The sequence below is a fragment of the Rhodobacter sp. P2_H5 genome, from assembly GCF_056403335.1.
In genome coordinates this window covers 46,323-61,649 of record NZ_JBFUFS010000008.1, presented here as the reverse complement: position 1 = coordinate 61,649, position 15,327 = coordinate 46,323, and the positions used below count along the sequence as shown (strand labels likewise).

At 64.6% G+C, this 15,327-nt stretch carries 17 protein-coding genes and 1 tRNA gene; 6 read left to right on the top strand and 12 right to left on the bottom strand.

The features are described 5' to 3' along the window. Positions 1 to 70 precede the first annotated feature (70 nt). Genes AC1DVR_RS12705 through AC1DVR_RS12690 form a run of 4 tightly spaced genes read left to right on the top strand, consistent with a single transcriptional unit; the run spans position 71 to position 3,141 of the window. Positions 71 to 829: an ABC transporter ATP-binding protein gene (locus tag AC1DVR_RS12705; RefSeq protein WP_478000947.1), complete on the top strand. Its 759-nt coding sequence runs from the start codon at positions 71 to 73 to the stop codon at positions 827 to 829. 40 nt (positions 830 to 869) lie between these two features. Continuing rightward, entirely contained in the window at positions 870 to 1,628 is a 759-nt protein-coding gene (locus AC1DVR_RS12700) for a transporter substrate-binding domain-containing protein (protein WP_478000946.1), read from the top strand. Then, the gene (locus AC1DVR_RS12695) at positions 1,628 to 2,365 is read left to right on the top strand and encodes an ABC transporter permease (RefSeq protein WP_478000945.1); all 738 of its coding nucleotides are present in this window, start codon (positions 1,628 to 1,630) and stop codon (positions 2,363 to 2,365) included. The genes AC1DVR_RS12700 and AC1DVR_RS12695 overlap by 1 nt, the downstream gene beginning before the upstream one ends. Continuing rightward, positions 2,365 to 3,141 carry an ABC transporter permease gene (locus AC1DVR_RS12690; RefSeq protein ID WP_478000944.1) on the top strand — a complete coding sequence of 259 codons (777 nt, stop codon included), beginning with the start codon at positions 2,365 to 2,367 and terminating at the stop codon, positions 3,139 to 3,141. Before AC1DVR_RS12695 ends, AC1DVR_RS12690 begins: the two co-directional genes overlap by 1 nt. A 116-nt stretch (positions 3,142 to 3,257) precedes the next feature. Here the strand turns inward: AC1DVR_RS12690 and AC1DVR_RS12685 are convergent, their stop codons facing one another. From AC1DVR_RS12685 to AC1DVR_RS12670, 4 genes are all read right to left on the bottom strand, one after another. Beyond that, on the bottom strand, positions 3,258 to 4,097 hold the full coding sequence (locus tag AC1DVR_RS12685) for an ABC transporter permease (protein ID WP_478000943.1): 840 nt from the start codon (positions 4,095 to 4,097) through the stop codon (positions 3,258 to 3,260). Positions 4,098 to 4,110: 13 nt separating this feature from the next. Further along, the gene (locus AC1DVR_RS12680) at positions 4,111 to 5,034 is read right to left on the bottom strand and encodes an ABC transporter permease (RefSeq protein ID WP_478000942.1); all 924 of its coding nucleotides are present in this window, start codon (positions 5,032 to 5,034) and stop codon (positions 4,111 to 4,113) included. A 2-nt stretch (positions 5,035 to 5,036) separates the two neighbouring features. Beyond that, entirely contained in the window at positions 5,037 to 6,119 is a 1,083-nt protein-coding gene (locus AC1DVR_RS12675) for an ABC transporter ATP-binding protein (protein WP_478000941.1), read from the bottom strand. A 136-nt stretch (positions 6,120 to 6,255) separates the two neighbouring features. Beyond that, positions 6,256 to 7,380 carry a twin-arginine translocation signal domain-containing protein gene (locus AC1DVR_RS12670; RefSeq protein WP_478000940.1) on the bottom strand — a complete coding sequence of 375 codons (1,125 nt, stop codon included), beginning with the start codon at positions 7,378 to 7,380 and terminating at the stop codon, positions 6,256 to 6,258. A 531-nt stretch (positions 7,381 to 7,911) separates the two neighbouring features. Between AC1DVR_RS12670 and AC1DVR_RS12665 the strand changes: the two genes are divergently transcribed. Further along, on the top strand, positions 7,912 to 9,069 hold the full coding sequence (locus tag AC1DVR_RS12665) for a fumarylacetoacetate hydrolase family protein (protein ID WP_478000939.1): 1,158 nt from the start codon (positions 7,912 to 7,914) through the stop codon (positions 9,067 to 9,069). On the opposite strand, the gene AC1DVR_RS12660 is transcribed toward AC1DVR_RS12665, so the two are convergent. From AC1DVR_RS12660 to AC1DVR_RS12645, 4 genes are all read right to left on the bottom strand, one after another. Next, the gene (locus AC1DVR_RS12660; RefSeq protein ID WP_478000938.1) at positions 9,066 to 10,601 is read right to left on the bottom strand and encodes a DHA2 family efflux MFS transporter permease subunit; all 1,536 of its coding nucleotides are present in this window, start codon (positions 10,599 to 10,601) and stop codon (positions 9,066 to 9,068) included. The genes AC1DVR_RS12665 and AC1DVR_RS12660 overlap by 4 nt on opposite strands. A gap of 1 nt (position 10,602) precedes the next feature. Then, positions 10,603 to 11,712 carry an HlyD family secretion protein gene (locus AC1DVR_RS12655; protein ID WP_478000937.1) on the bottom strand — a complete coding sequence of 370 codons (1,110 nt, stop codon included), beginning with the start codon at positions 11,710 to 11,712 and terminating at the stop codon, positions 10,603 to 10,605. Beyond that, positions 11,709 to 12,161, bottom strand: a complete 453-nt coding sequence (locus AC1DVR_RS12650; RefSeq protein ID WP_478000936.1) for a MarR family winged helix-turn-helix transcriptional regulator — start codon at positions 12,159 to 12,161, stop codon at positions 11,709 to 11,711. Before AC1DVR_RS12650 ends, AC1DVR_RS12655 begins: the two co-directional genes overlap by 4 nt. 257 nt (positions 12,162 to 12,418) lie before the next feature. Beyond that, positions 12,419 to 12,495: transfer RNA gene (locus AC1DVR_RS12645), tRNA-His, on the bottom strand. 194 nt (positions 12,496 to 12,689) lie between these two features. Here AC1DVR_RS12645 and AC1DVR_RS12640 point away from each other — a divergent pair. Next, positions 12,690 to 12,902 (top strand): DUF6324 family protein, encoded by a 213-nt coding sequence (locus AC1DVR_RS12640; RefSeq protein ID WP_478000935.1) that lies wholly within the window; start codon positions 12,690 to 12,692, stop codon positions 12,900 to 12,902. 104 nt (positions 12,903 to 13,006) lie between these two features. Here AC1DVR_RS12640 and AC1DVR_RS12635 read toward each other — a convergent pair whose 3' ends face one another. The 4 genes from AC1DVR_RS12635 to AC1DVR_RS12620 all read right to left on the bottom strand — a co-directional run bounded on the left by AC1DVR_RS12635 (position 13,007) and on the right by AC1DVR_RS12620 (position 15,325). Next, positions 13,007 to 13,495 (bottom strand): MmcB family DNA repair protein, encoded by a 489-nt coding sequence (locus AC1DVR_RS12635; protein ID WP_478000934.1) that lies wholly within the window; start codon positions 13,493 to 13,495, stop codon positions 13,007 to 13,009. 320 nt (positions 13,496 to 13,815) lie between these two features. Next, positions 13,816 to 14,109: a hypothetical protein gene (locus AC1DVR_RS12630; RefSeq protein WP_478000933.1), complete on the bottom strand. Its 294-nt coding sequence runs from the start codon at positions 14,107 to 14,109 to the stop codon at positions 13,816 to 13,818. Positions 14,110 to 14,357: 248 nt separating this feature from the next. Next, positions 14,358 to 14,828 carry a transcription antitermination factor NusB gene (nusB, locus tag AC1DVR_RS12625; RefSeq protein ID WP_478000932.1) on the bottom strand — a complete coding sequence of 157 codons (471 nt, stop codon included), beginning with the start codon at positions 14,826 to 14,828 and terminating at the stop codon, positions 14,358 to 14,360. Then, complete coding sequence (locus tag AC1DVR_RS12620; protein WP_478000931.1) at positions 14,825 to 15,325, bottom strand: 6,7-dimethyl-8-ribityllumazine synthase; 501 nt, start codon at positions 15,323 to 15,325, stop codon at positions 14,825 to 14,827. Before AC1DVR_RS12620 ends, nusB begins: the two co-directional genes overlap by 4 nt. Positions 15,326 to 15,327 lie beyond the last annotated feature (2 nt).

Genomic DNA, 15,327 nt, shown 5'->3' with positions numbered 1-15,327 from the left:
AACGCGCGCCGCTGGGTCAGATCAGGAAAAGCAACGGCGGGACCACATGCCGGAACAGGGAAATACTGCGATGTCACAACCCATCGCGATCAACGTCAGCGGATTGCGCAAATCCTTCGGAACGCATGAGGTGCTCAAGGGCGTCTCGCTCTGCGCCCGCGAAGGCGATGTCGTGGCGATCATCGGCGGCTCGGGTTCGGGCAAATCGACGATGCTGCGCTGCATCAACTTTCTGGAAACCCCCTCGGCGGGCGATATCGCGATCTGCGGCGAACATATCGCGATGAAGCCCGATGGCCATGCCGCCAACAAGCACCAGCTGGAAAAGGCGCGGCAAAGCCTGGGCATGGTGTTTCAGAACTTCAACCTCTGGACCCATATGACGGTCTTGGAAAACCTGATCGAAGTGCCGGTCCATGTGCTGAAGGTCCCGAAGGACGAGGCCATCGCCCGCGCCCGCGCCCTGCTGGCCCGGGTGGGCCTCGCCGAAAAGGAAAGCGCCTACCCGGCCTTCATGTCGGGCGGCCAGCAGCAGCGTGCCGCCATCGCCCGCGCCCTCTGCATCAACCCCAAGGCCATGCTGTTTGACGAGCCGACTTCGGCCCTTGACCCCGAACTGGTGGGCGAGGTCCTGCAGGTCATCAAGGGTCTGGCCGACGAGGGCCGCACCATGATCCTCGTCACCCACGAAATGCGCTTTGCCCGCGAAGTGGCAAGCCATGTGATCTATCTGCACAATGGCATCATCGAAGAGGAAGGCCCGCCCGAGGAATTGTTCGGCGCGCCCAAATCCGAACGTCTGAAACAATTCCTGAAAACCGTGGGCTGAAAAGCGACCTGCGGGCCCAACCGACAACAAGGAGATCACCATGAAGAAACTCGTCCTGGCCGCGGTGGCGGCCCTGTCGCTCGGCAGTGCCGCGATGGCCGACCCGATCAAGGTCGGCGTCGATGTTGCCGCCTACCCGCCCTTCACCGCGATGGATGCCAATGGCAACTGGGCCGGCTGGGAAGTGGACTTCCTGCATGCGATCTGCAAGCAGGCGGCCCTTGACTGCGTGATCACCCCCACCGCCTGGGACGGCATCATCCCGGCCCTGAACGCGGGCCAGATCGACGTGATCATGTCCTCGATGTCGATCACCGAAGAGCGCTCGAAAGCCATCGACTTCTCGGACAAGTATTACAACACCCCCACCGCGATGATGATCACCAAGGGCACCGGGCTGAAGCCGACGCCCGAGTCGCTGAAAGGCAAGATCATCGGCGTGCAGGTTTCGACCACCCAGGAAGCCTATGTGCAAAAGCACTTCCCGGATTCGGAGCTGAAAAGCTACCAGACCTCGGATGAAAGCTATCAGGATCTCGCCGCCGGCCGCATCGACGCGGTCGTGGCCGATGGTCTGGTCGTCTCGGACTTCCTGAAGACCGCGACGGGCGCCTGCTGTGAAAGCGCCGGCGAGGTCGAGGATGATCCGGCGGTTCTCGGCAAGGGCGTGGGCTTCGGCCTGCGCAAGGGCGATCCCTTGAAGGAAAAGCTGAACGCGGCGATCGCGGCGATCCGGGCCGATGGCACCTATGACGCCTTCTCCAAGAAGTACTTCGACTTCAACATCTACGGCAAATAATGACCTGCCCCCCGCCCGCACAGATCCCCGCGCTTGAACTTCTGGGCTTTGGCGACTGCGGCTGGGGGGCGACCCTGCTTTGGGGCCTTGGCAATTCGGTTATCATCGCCCTGGGCGCCTATGCGCTTGGCTTTGCCATCGGCATCGCCGGCGCCTTTGGCAAATTGTACGGCGGCCCGATCCTGAAGGATCTTCTGGCCACCTACACCACGCTGGTCCGTGCCGTGCCGGAACTGGTGCTGATCCTGATCCTTTACTACGCCTTCACCGGGCTTCTGAACGATGCCCTGACCTATTGGGGCTATGACCGCGTCGTCATCTCACCGATCCTGACCGGGATCGCGGTTTTGGGCGTCGTCCAGGGCGCCTATCAGACCGAGGTGATCCGCGGCGGCATCCTCGCCGTGCCCGCCGGCCAGATCGAGGCCGCCCGCGCCATGGGCATGTCGCCCAGCCTGATGGCCCGCCGCATCACCCTGCCCCTGATGACCTCGAACGCACTGCCGGGCCTGGCCAACCTGTGGCTCAACGCCACCAAGGACACCGCCCTTCTGGCCGTCATCGGCTTTACCGAACTGACCAAGGCCACGTCCCAGGCTTCGGCCTCGACCAAGGCCTTCTTCGTCTTTTACCCCGCCGCCATGGTGCTTTACATGGTGATCTCGCTGTCCTCGACCTTCCTGATCGGCAAGATCGAGAAATGGGCGCGGCGCGGCCAGCGCGACATGAGGATCTGATGCGCGAGTTCCTGAAGCCGCACCGTATTTTCCTGATCCTGATCGCCGCCGCCATCGTGACCTGGTGCATCTGGAACCTGCAATGGGACTGGCTGGCCAAGCCGAAGTATCAGGCCATGATGCTCAAGGGCCTGTGGACGACGATCTGGGTCTTGGTCGTGACCATGGTGGTGGGGATGATCCTCGCCATCCCGATCGGCTTTGCCCAGGCCGCGGGCCCCGCCTGGCTGGCCTGGCCGGCGCGGGTCTTCTGTTCGATCATCCGCGGCACGCCGCTGCTGCTGCAGATCTGGATGCTGTACTACGGCATCGGCTCGCTCTTCCCCTCGATCCCCTGGATCCGCGATTCCGCGCTCTGGCCGATCCTGCGCCAGGCCTGGCCCTATGCGGTGCTGGCGCTGTCGCTGTCGGTCGCGGGCTACGAGGGCGAGGTGATGCGCTCGGCCTTCAAGGGCGTCGGCCATGGCCAGCTGGAGGCCGCCAAGGCGATGGGCATGCCGCCCTTCACCATGTTCCGCCGGATCTGGCTGCCCCAGGCCATCCAGCGCGTGCTGCCGACGATTGGTGGCGAGACCGTGCTGCAGCTGAAATCCACGCCGCTGATCTCGACCATCACCATCATGGACATCTACGACGTGGCCGGCCGCGTGCGCCGCGATACGCTGATCGTCTACGAGCCGCTGTTGCTGCTGGCGGTCGTCTATATGGCGATCACCGCGCTGATCGTGCTTCTGTTCCGCTGGTTCGAAAGCAAGACACCCACGCGCACCGCCTGAGACCGGGTCGCGGCGGCAAGGTCGAAGCCTCCGGCGGGGATATTTGGGCCAAAATGAAAGCGAAAAGGGGGAGCGGTGAGGCTCCCCCTTTGCATTTGGGATGTGGCGGTTGCGGTTCAGGCGATCTCGGCGTCTTCGGCGCGGCGGGCTTCGGCCTCGCGGGCGGCTTCGATCCGGGCCAGGCGGCGGCGGCGGATCTCGTAGACCACGGCGAGGGCCAGGGTGAAGAGGATCAGCAGAAGCGCCAGCGCGTTGATCGAAGGCGTGATCCCGGCCCGCACCTTGGAGAAGACATAGACCGTCAGGGTCTGCTGCGTGCCCCGGGTGAAGAGCGTGACGTTGAAGTTCTCGATCGACTGGAAGAAGGCGATGGCGGCGCCTGCCCCGATCGCCGGGTAGAGATGCGGCAGAAGGATCCGGCGCATCACCTGACCATGGCTCGCGCCAAGGTCGAGGGCGGCTTCTTCAAGGTTCTCGTCAAAGCTTTGCAGCCGGGCCAGCACCATCAGCATCACGAAGGCCGCGATATAGCTGACCTGGCCCAGCACCGAGAGGTGCAGGCCGGTCGGCACACTGAGCTTGTTCCAGAACAGGATGGTCGAGATGCCGATCACCGCCCCCGGCACCAGAACCGGCGCCACCATGAAGCCGTAAAGCACCGAGCGGACCCGGCCCGAGACCGAGTTCACCACGATCGCCGCCGCTGTGCCGACCGGCACCGCCACGGCCACCACCGCCAGAGCGACGAGGATGGTGTTGAGGAACGAGCTCCACATCGTGCCGTCGTTCCACAGCTCGACAAACCAGCGGTCGGTCAGCCCCTTCCACGGATAGACCGAGGGCAGCCGGTTGTCGTTGAAGGCCGCCCCCCCCATCAGCGCCAGCGGCACCAGCAGGTAGACCAGAAACAGACCCATGTAGATATGGTACAGGGTCCGGCGCATTTTATCGTCCATGTCTCGCCCTCCCCTATTTCGCGATATCGGTCAGTTGGACCTTGAACAGCCACATCACCAGCGACACGAAGACCACGCAGAGGCTGAGGAACAGGAAGGCATAGGCCGCCCCGGTGTTCCAGTCCTGCGCCTCGAGCATCCATTGCTGGATGGTCTGGGTGAACCACAGCGAGGTGGGCGAACCGAGCAGCGCCGGCACCAGCAGCGATCCCGCCGCCAGCATGAAGACCATGACCGCGCCCGAGGCGATGCCCGGCTTGGAATGCGGCAGCACGATGCGCCAATGGGTGCGCCACCAGGGCGAGCCCAGATCCTGCGCCGCCTCGATCTGGTTGCTGTCAAGCGACTGCATCGCATTGTAGATCGGGAAGACCATGAACAGGACATAGGTATAGACCAGACCGATGATGATGGCGCGGTAGCCCATGATCCAGCGCACCGGCTCGTCCATGATGCCCAGACCCATCAGGGCGGCATTGAGCGGCCCCTTGTAGGCCAGGATGATCCACCAGGCGAAGCTGCGCAGCACTTCTGACACCCACATCGGCACGAACAGCAGGAGGAACAGCGTCGGCAGCGATTTCGGCGTCACCACCTTGGCGAGGTAGAAGGCCAGCGGATAGGCCATCACGAAGGTGATCACCGTCACCATGGCGGAATAGTAGACCGTGCCGAAGAAGATCTTCATGTGGATCGGCAGCGGGATGTTGTAGCCGAAGAAACTGGTGTCGGTCTGGCTGGCGAAGAACTTCGCGTAATTGCCCAGCGAGTAGACATCCTTCGGCCCGCCGACCTCGGCCACCGGCAGATAGGGGCGGAAGCTCGCCTCGAACAGGGTGATGTTGGGCAGGATCACCAGCATCAGCAGCCAGAAGGCCGTGAGCAGGATGAAGGCTCCGGTCAGGGTTGGGCCATAGCGGCGCAGGAGGTCATCCATGCTTACGCTCCCCGGACCTGCCCATCGGGCAGGATCGAGGCGCGTTCGGCGGCAAAGCTCATGTGCAGCTTGTCGCCCCGGTTCGGGATCAGGCTGGAGCCGTCGTTGCGCAGCTCGGCCAGAAGCTCGGCCCCGGTGTCGGTCACGGCATGGACCGAGATGAAATTGCCCTCGAAGGCCACATCGGTCACCGTCACCGGCACGCTGTTTTCGACGCCCGGCGTGGCGGAAAGGAGCGTGTGTTCCGGGCGGACGTAAAGCTTGAGGTCGGTGCCGCCCTGCACATTGGCCCGTGCGCGGAAGATGCCATGCGGGGTCTCGTAGCGGGCGAAACCGCCGGCCTCGGAGCCGACCACGCCCTTGAAGATGTTGTTTTCCCCCACAAAAGCGGCGACGAAGCCGTTGGTGGGATTGTTGTAGATGTCGCGCGGGTTGGCGACCTGTTGCAGGCGGCCCTGGCTCATTACGCCGACCCGGTCCGACATGGCCAAGGCCTCGCCCTGGTCATGGGTGATGTAGATGAAGGTCACGCCGGTGCGCTTCTGGATAGCGCGCAGTTCGGCGCGCATGTGCTGGCGCAGCTTCAGGTCAAGGGCGGACAGCGGCTCGTCCAGCAGCATCACCGAAGGTTCCACCGCCAGGGCGCGGGCGATGGCCACGCGCTGCTTCTGGCCGCCCGACAGCTGGCTTGCCATCTTGTCGGCAGCGCCCGGCAGATCGACGAGGCGCAACAGCTCCTCGGCCTTGGCCCGGCGCTCGGCCTTGGGCACGCCGCGCACCTCCAGCCCGAAGGCGATATTCTCCCAGATCGGCATCAGGGGAAACAGGGCGAGGTTCTGGAAAATCAGCGCGGTCGGGCGCTGGTTCGGGCGTTGGCCCTTCATATCCTTGCCACCTATGCGGATCACCCCCGAGGACGGGTCGGTGAAGCCCGAGATCATGCGCAGAATGGTGGTCTTGCCACAGCCCGACGGGCCGAGGAAGGAAAAGAACTCCCCCGGCTGGATCGAGACATTCACATGGTCTACGGCGCGGAAGCTGCCAAAATCGCAGCAGACGTCATCCAGATCAATACCGGCGCTCATCGGTTGGTCGGTCCCCGTGTTGGTCGTTTGTTGTTTGTCATTGTCGCGTACAGTCGATGCCGCGAATGACACGCCGGGCCACAAGGGGCCCGGCGCACCATCAGTTCTTGAGCCCTAAGAGTTCAAGGGCCCGAAATCAGGACGCTTTGTACTTGTCGGCATATTCCGCGCGCTTGGCGAGGAATTCTGCCGACTGGTCCGGCCACCACCACAGCTTGGCCAGCTTCGCATCGTCGAAGGCCGAGTTGTAGAAGGTCGCCACATCCGGATCCATCTTGTCCGAACCGCCTTTGCCGACCGGGTTGGCCGAGAAGGCGGTGGCCCAGAGCGCCGAACCTTCGGCGGTCGAGACCCACTTGGCCAGCTCATGCGCCTGATCGACGTTGACGGCGTTTTTCATCAGCACGAAGCCCTGGTGCCAGGCGAAGGCGCCCTCGTCCGGGGCCATGTAGCCATAGCCGTCATTGCGCAGGTTGTAGCCGGTCGAATCCCAGCACAGGCCCACGGTCGCGCCATTGTCGGCAAAGCCGGCATGGGCTTCGTTCTCGCCCGACCAGAACTGCACCACGTTGCCCTTGGCCTTGACGGCCTCGGCCAGTGCGATGTCCCAGAGCGTGGCCATCTTGGCCATGTCGGAATAGCCTTCGATCCAGGGCATCGGCAGCTTGCCGGTGGCATCCAGATGGCGGCCCATCGCGGCCAGCGCCGAGTGCGGGCGCAGCGTCACCTGGTTGGCCGGGTCAAACAGCGCGCCGAGCGTCGGCGGTTCGCCCAGCTTGGCCGCGTCCTTCTTGTAGACCAGCGCTTCGGTGCCCCAGTTCGAGGGCACATACATCAGCTTGCCGTCCTTGTGCGAGCGTTCGCCCGCGGTGCCATCGGCGAGGCCGGGCAGGTAGTTGTCCATGGCCAGCTTCGCCGGATCCCAGGCGCCGATCAGGCCGTCGCTGTTCCAGGCGCCGACGCGTTCGATCGTCGGCTCGGTCATGTCGATGCCGCCCGATTGCAGCGCCACCTTGGCCTGGGCGCGCATCGCGTCCTGGTCGGGCAGTTCGGTGAAGTTCACCTTGATGCCGGTGGCTTCGGTGAAGGTCGGGAAGACTTTTTCCTTGAAGACCGGGTAGCCGGCCCAGCCGGTGAAGTTCAGCTCGCCCGAAGAGGCCAGCGCCTTGGAGGAAATCAGCGCCGGAGCGGCCAGCGCACCCACGCCAGCGACCGTGGTCTTGATGAACCCGCGGCGGCTGATCGACTTGTTTTTCGTCACGTCAGGTCTCCCTATGTTGTCCGCTCGCGCGGCTATCTGCCGGAGCCTTTGCATCGCCCCGTTGTTGAAGGTGCGTAAGGCCTCGCCTCATCCCAAGATGCGGTCTCCCCTGCGCTCCTTGGCCGAAGCTTACTCCGTCCCCCGGCCTCTGTGTCAACTGGGCTGTTACAAACCGCAGCACACGGCAGCTGCGCCGGGGATGAATTTTGCGGCACCGGCCAAGTACAGGGGATAAAGCGCCGCTTTGTCGCAATCAGGCGACATTCTGGCGGATTTTTATCCGCAAACCCGGCCTGCAAAATGGGCATTGCGCCTCGGCCCCGGTCGCGCAGTTGCCTGAACTGCAGGCATTTTTGCCCCTTGGCGGGGGGGAGGCTGCGGCAGGCGCGCAAGCGGTCTGACATGAGTCGCGCAACCATACAACCTTGACGTGCATCCCGCGATGAAGGGCTTGCAGAAAACGCGCAGCCCCCCTTCCCTGCGCCCGCGCCCCGGCCTAGCTTGGCCGCGCATCGCAGGGGAGAAGACGCCATGACCGCATCCGCAAACGCAGGTTCCGCCCTGCCTCCGGGCAGCTTTGTCGGCAGGGTCTGGCTGGAGGGCACCGGCCCGGTCCTGGCCCATCTGCGCGACGGCGTGCTGTATGACGTGACGACCAAGGCCGCCCCCACCATGTCCGCCCTTCTGGACCTGCCGGACCCGCTGGCGCACCTCGCCGCCACACCAGGCCGCGCCATTGCCTCGCTTGCCGATCTGCTCGCCGCCTCGGTCGAGGCCACCCCCGACACCACTCGCCTCCTCTCCCCCGCCGATCTGCAGGCGATCAAGGCCTGCGGCGTGACCTTCGCCGGCTCGATGATCGAACGGGTGATCGAGGAACGCGCCGCCGGCAACCCCGCCGCCGCCGCAGGCATCCGCGACCGGATCGCCGCCCTCCTCGGCTCCAGCCTGCGCAACCTGCGCCCCGGCTCACCCGAGGCGGCCGAGGTGAAGAAGCTCCTCAGCGCCGAGGGCCTCTGGTCGCAATACCTGGAGGTCGGCATCGGTCCGGATGCCGAGGTTTTCACCAAATGCCCGCCGATGGCCTCGGTCGGCTTCGGCGCTGCGGTCGGGCTGCACCCGGTCTCGCGCTGGAACAACCCGGAACCCGAGGTGGTGCTGGCGGTCAACGCCCGGGGCGAGATCCGCGGCGCCACGCTCGGCAATGACGTGAACCTGCGCGATGTCGAGGGGCGCTCGGCGCTCCTTCTCGGCAAGGCCAAGGACAACAACGCCTCCGCCGCCATCGGCCCGCTGATCCGGCTGTTCGACGATGGCTTCAGCCTTGACGATGTGCGCCGCCTGACCTTGACGCTTACCGTGACCGGGGAGGATGGCTTCAAGCTGGAGGGGCGGTCCTCGATGTCCGAGATCAGCCGCGATCCGGCCGATCTCGCGGCCCAGACCTTCGGCGCGCATCACCAATACCCCGACGGCTTCCTGCTCTACTGCGGCACAATGTTCGCCCCGGTCCAGGACCGCGACGGCCCGGGCGAGGGCTTCACCCATCATCTGGGCGATCTGGTCACCATCGCGACCCCGGCGCTTGGCGCGCTGACCAACACGGTGCGCCTCTCGACCGAGGCGCCGCCCTGGGCCTTCGGCACCGGCGCCCTGATGCGCAACCTGGCCGGGCGCGGTCTGCTTTAATCCGCGTGCACCGCCATCGGCGCGCCCTTCTGCGCCATGGCGGCGGGCTTCCGCAGGATCAGCGCCAGCGGAATCGCCGCCAGCGTGACGATCATCATCAGCTTGAAGTCATCCAGGTAGGAAATCATCGCCGCCTGGATGTTCACCAAGCCGTCCAGCTGCGAGAGCGCCACCGGGTTGCCGGCAATCGCCGAGGGCATCGCCCCCTGCACCATCGGGTTGAAAGCGGTCATCCCGGCGCCCAGTTCGACATGATTGGTCTGGATATTGCGGGCCAGCATGACCGAGACCACCGAAATCCCGATCGACGACCCGATGTTGCGCACCAGGGAAAACAGGCTTGTCGCGTCGGCGCGGTATTTCACGTCGATGGTCGAAAAGGCGATGGTCGACAGCGGCACAAACACCAGCCCCAGCCCCAAGCCCTGCACCACCCCGGTCCAGATCACCGGCCAGGCGTTCATCAGCGGCGAAAAGCCGGTCATGAAATACAGCGAGCTTGCCGTCAGCAACAGCCCCGTCACCACCAGCAGCCGCGAATCCACCGTGCGGACCAGCTTGCCCACCAGAAGCATCGAGATCATCGTCCCCACCCCGCGCGGCCCCATCACGAGGCCGGTGGTGATCGTCGGATAGCCGAAGATCTTCGACAGCATCGGCGGCAACAGCGCCAGCGAGGCCAGCAGGATGATCCCCACGATGAAGATGAAGATCAGCCCGATCCGGAAATTCGCATCGCGGAACATCGCCGGCTCCAGAAACGGCAGATCGGCGGTGTTGATATGGATGACAAAGACCCAGAAGCCGGTCACGGTCAGCGCGGCATAGATGCAGATCTCGGTACTGGCGAACCAGTCGAGCTCGCCCCCCCGATCAAGGATCATCTGCAAGGCGCCAAGGCCCAAGGACAGCATCGCAAAGCCGAAAAAGTCAAAGCGGCGCAGGCGGATGGTGGATTTGGGCAGATAGGCGATGCAGCCGAGGACCGCCACGATCCCCACCGGCAGGTTGATCAGGAAGACCCAGCGCCAGTTGTAGCTTTCGGTCAGCCAGCCGCCCAGGGTCGGCCCGATGATCGGCCCCACCATGATCCCCGCGCCCCACATCGCCATGGCCGACCCGGCCTTCTCGCGCGGGTTGATGTCCAGAAGGAAAGTCTGGCTCAAGGGCACGATGGCCGCGCCGAAAATCCCCTGCATCAGGCGGAACAGCACCATGGCATTGAGGTTCCAGGCGATGCCGCACAGAAGCGAGGCCACGACGAAACCCACGATCGAGACGATGAACAGCTCGCGCTTGCCGATCCGGTCGGCAAGCCAGCCGGTGACCGGCGTCATGATGGCCGCCGCCACGATATAAGAGGTCAGAACCCAGGTGATCGTGTCCTGACTGGCGCCCAGATCGCCGGTCATCGACGGCAGGGCCACATTGGCAATCGTGGTGTCCAGAACCTGCATGATCGTGGCCAGCATGATCATCACGGTGATCAGGCCGCGGTTCGGATACTCGCCGTTCGGACCCAGCTGGCTCATCTTATTTACCCGACAAGGCCGCCGGCACCAGATCGCGCCAGGACCGCGTGACCCCGGTATCGACCGAGACCGAGGCGCTCATCCCCGACACCACCGGCGCATCGGTATCGGCATGGTCCAGCACAATCCGCACCGGCACGCGCTGGGTCACCTTGACCCAGTTGCCGGTCGCATTCTGCGCCGGGATCAAGGAGAATTCCGAACCGGTCCCCGCCCCCACCGCATCGACATGGCCCGAGACCGGATGTCCGGGGTCGACGTCAAAGGTCACCATCGCCGCCTGTCCGGGCAGGATATGGGTCAACTGGGTTTCCTTGAAATTCGCCTCGACCCAGATCTCGTTGCTGGGCATGAAGGTGAAGACCGAAGCCCCCGCCGTCAGATACTGGCCGGGTTTGAAGTTGTTGGCCTGATAGACCATGCCATCGGCCGGGGCCAGGACATCGGTCAGCGACAGGTTGTAGGCCGCCTGATCGCGCGCGGCGAGGGCGGCGGCGACGGTGGGATGGGTGTCGGTCGCGATGGCCGGGTCACCGCCCAGGGCGATGCGGGCGTTTTCCACCGCCACGCGGGCGACGGCGGCGGTCTCGCGGGCGCGCCGCTCGTTGTTGCGGGCATCGTCCAGATCCGAACCGGTGCTGACGCCGCGCTCGGCCAGGGCCTCCTGCCTTGCCAGCTGGGTGCCTTGGTACTGCGCGTCATCCTCGGCGACCTTTTCCTCGGCCACCGCGGCGTCATAGGCGCCCTTCAGCTGCGCCACCTGCAGCCGCGCCGCATCGACCGCGATATTGGCCTGCGCCAGCGCCAGCTTGTAGGGCGCAGGCTCGACGGTGAACATCACCATGCCCTGCTTGACCACCTGCCCGTCGGTGACATGAACCGCGACCAGCCGCCCCGAGACATCAGAGGCGATCGAGATGCGGGCCTGATGGAAATAGGAATTCTCGGTGGATTCGTAGCGTCCGCCGCTCAGCCAATAGGCCCCGGCCCCCAGCACGATCAGCACCGGAACCGAGATCATCAACAAGCGCCGCCGGTTCTTCGGCTTGGGCTTGGCCATGGAAATGCCGGCCATGTCGGGGCTGATCGTGGCAGTGGATTGCGCGTTCATGACGGTTCCTTCTGGCCGATCTCCTCGGCCGTCGCGAGATTGCTGATCACTTGCGCCAGGCTTTCCATCAACACCCGGTGCTGTTCGGGAGAGATCCCGGCCAGCGCCTCGGCATAGACCTGATCGGCGATCGGCTTGAAATTGGCAAAGACGTCGCGGGCCTGTTGCGTCGGAAACACCCGGCGCACCCTTCGGTCGCTCGGATCGGGCGCCCGGGTGACCCAGCCCAGGGCCTCCATCCGGTCCAAGAGACGCGAGACGGAAATCGGCTCGATCTCCAACAGATCGGCAAAGCGCGACTGCGGCGCGCCGCCTTCGGTCTTGCAGAGCCAGACCAGCAAGCGCCACTGCGCCGAGGTCAGCCCATAGGAGGACGACCGCGCTTCAAAGCGCTTGCGCACCGCACGGGCCGCGTCATGCAGCAAAAGGCCAAGAGATCGGGTTTCCATGAGCATTACCTATTATAAGCATAGCTACTATTCAAGTCCGACTCACCCGACGAGGCCAGAATTGCGCCAGAATTGCGCCAGAACCGCCGCCGGACGGGGCCCTCTCCTTCATCCAGAGGAAAATATCCCACGGGGGCGCTGCGCAGCCTGCTGCGCAGCCGGGGGTGTGAAACCCCCGCCCTTGGACGCAAGGCGCCACGCCAAAAGCCCCCGCAAGGCGCCGGGGCAATGCATTTCAGATGTCAGGGGGGGAGTGATGGTACCGCTTCCCCGGCTTGAACGGGGGACCTCTAGATCCACAATCTAGCGCTCTAACCAACTGAGCTAAAGCGGCACATCCTCTCCGCAACATGCGCTGCGGATGGGGGGTGATTTAGGGGCAAGCGGCGGGGGGGTCAACCGGAAAATTCATCCGCGCGGCGCCTGTGGCGCGGCGAGCGGCCCCGGCGCGGGATGGAGCGGGCGGCGCGCCGCCTTGACAGAAGCCGCAGGCTCGCCCAAACCGCAAGAAAAGCGAAAGGGATCGCCATGGGGATCGACAAGCAAAGCGACGTGTCCGCCAATATCCAGATCGGCCCGACCGATCAGGGCATGGTGCGCATCTATATCGAGGCCGATGACGGCACCGAACTGCCGATGGATTTCGAGCCCGACGAGGCGCTCGACATCGCCGAGGAACTCCGCGCCGCCGCCGAGGCCGCAAGGTCGATGGGCGGCAAACCCGCGCCCCGCAAGAAATAAGCGTGACGCCACCGGCGGAAGATGGGCACATTGCCCATCCTACCAACCAAGGTCGGCGCCTTTGCCAGAGGTAGGATGGGCAATCTGCCCATCTTCGGGACCTGTCAGATCCGGTCGATCAGCCCAGCCACGCCGGGATCGCGGTGGCCCTGCAGCCGGGCCGCAGCGTGGCGGGCGAATTTATGGACCAGCGCCTTGCGCCGCGCGCCGGCAAGCTGGGTTTGCGGCCCCATCCGGATGATCTCGGCATCATAGGCATCGGCGAGGATCAAGCCGCTGCCCTCGGGCAGCAGCCCGGTCGGAAATTCCGTATCGACGGCCCAGAAGAACCGGTCGCAGTAGTCGAGATAACCGCGCCATTTCTGGTCGGCCTGAAAATCGGCGCGGCTCGACTTGCATTCGATCACCCAGAGCTCGCCCTTCGGCCCCAGCGCCATCAGATCGACGCGCAGGCCGGGCGCCGGCACCATCTCCTCCACCGTGACGAAATCGAGGCCGCGCAGCGCCCGGGCCACGCCGCGGGCCAGACGCTGGCCGGGCATCGCGGGCCAGATCTCGGGCGGGATATCCGGAAAGGGGTCAGCTTGATCCATCGCGCAAATATGAACCAAAGGTGAACATCAGGCAAGCCTTGCGCAGCGGGCCCACTGCGCCTATCTATAGCGGTGGCGGGTGCTGCTCTTCACGTGTGAGGCAACTTTTCCAGTGGCCGATAAGCAACCGAATGGGAGCTGGCTCTGACAGGATCCTGGTCCTGCTACCTGGCGCCCACCTGAGACCTCTGGCTCTCGGGAAAACACCGTCTCCACGGCCGCTGCGGGCCCGCCACCCTGCCCTTTCGCCAGCACCCGGATAGCAAAAGGCCCAAAGCGATGCTTTGGGCCTTTTGCTATCGGAAAAGATCAGAAAGGGCTCAGCGGCGGATCTTGCGCTGCGCCGTGGCTTCGACGCGGATCGGGATCAGCTTGCCGCCGCGCGGGCCGTTGTCTTCGGCCATCGCCATCACCGCGATGGCGAACTGCACCGCGGCGAAGACCACGCCATGAAACACCCAAAGCATCAGCGCCGCGACGATCCCCATGTCCGACCCCATCACCAGATGCCCGATCCCGGCCACGTTCAGCACCACAAGCGCCGCCACGAAAGCCGCAGCCACGGCAAACCCGAGGACGACATTGACGATGTACAGACGAACGAGCTTCGGCATGATTCCTCCTGGGACGTCGATCAGCTTAAGATGAGGCTAGCACGTCGCCGCGACAAGGGGAGGGGCGAAATTCGTGATCAGCGCCCCACCCGCCAGTTTCCGCCCATCACAGCCTGATTATTTTGCGTCCCGCGCCGGGCGACACAAAACCACCTTATTGCCGCCGGCCCGGGCACGGGGCCCGGCGCAGCGACAAGGCGAATCACCTATGGAGCAAAGGGGAAGGCGCCTGCGGGACGCGCCCGGCCTCAGAAGCCTTCGGGCAGGATCTCATGCGCCATATGGTCGAGCACGGCATTGACGAATTTGGGCTCCTTGCCATCAGGAAAGAAGGCCTTGGCCACATCGACATATTCGGTGATGGCAACCCGCGGCGGCGTCGGCATCGAGGTGAGCTCGGCGCCGGCGGCGCGGAACAGGGCGCGGATTACCGGGTCGATCCGGGCGATCGGCCATTTGGCGACCAGCGCCCGGTCGGTCAGCTGGTCGATCTTGGCCTGCATGTTGACGGCGTGGTCGACCACGGCGCGGAAATGGGCCGAATCACCTTCGGCCATTTCCTCTTCGTCATAGATCGCCCCGAAGCGGTGGGTTTCGAACTCGCGGGTGATGACCTCAACCGTCTGGCCGGAGGATTCCATCTGAAACAGCGCCTGCACGGCGTAAAGCCGGGCGGCGGATTTCATCTGTTTCTTGTCGGCCTTGTTTTCGGTCGTCATGCGCGGAACCCGATCCCTTTCGTCTGGCCCGCCCATTTGCGCGAGATTGCGATCAGGTGCAAGGCCGCAGCAGCGGCACCGCCGCCCTTGTTTTGCCCCTCGGGCTCGGCGCGGACCACGGCCTGCTCGCGGTTTTCCACCGTGAGGATGCCATTGCCGATGCAGGCGCCGCCCAGACCGAGCATCATCAGGCCCCGGCTGGAATCGTTGCAGACCGTGTCGTAATGCGTGGTTTCGCCGCGGATGATGCAGCCGAGGGCGACATAACCGTCATATTCGGCCAGACGCTCGGCGAGGCTGACCGCGGTCGGCACTTCCAAAGCGCCGGGCACTTCCAGAAGGTCAACCTCGGCGCCGACGGCGGCGGCGGTGGCGCGGGCGCCGGCCACCAGATTGTCGGTGATGTCCTTGTAATAGGGCGCCACGACGATCAGAAGCTTCACCGGCTTGGTGAATTCCGGCAGGGGCAGGCTGTAGTGGGTTTCAGAGGCGGCCATGG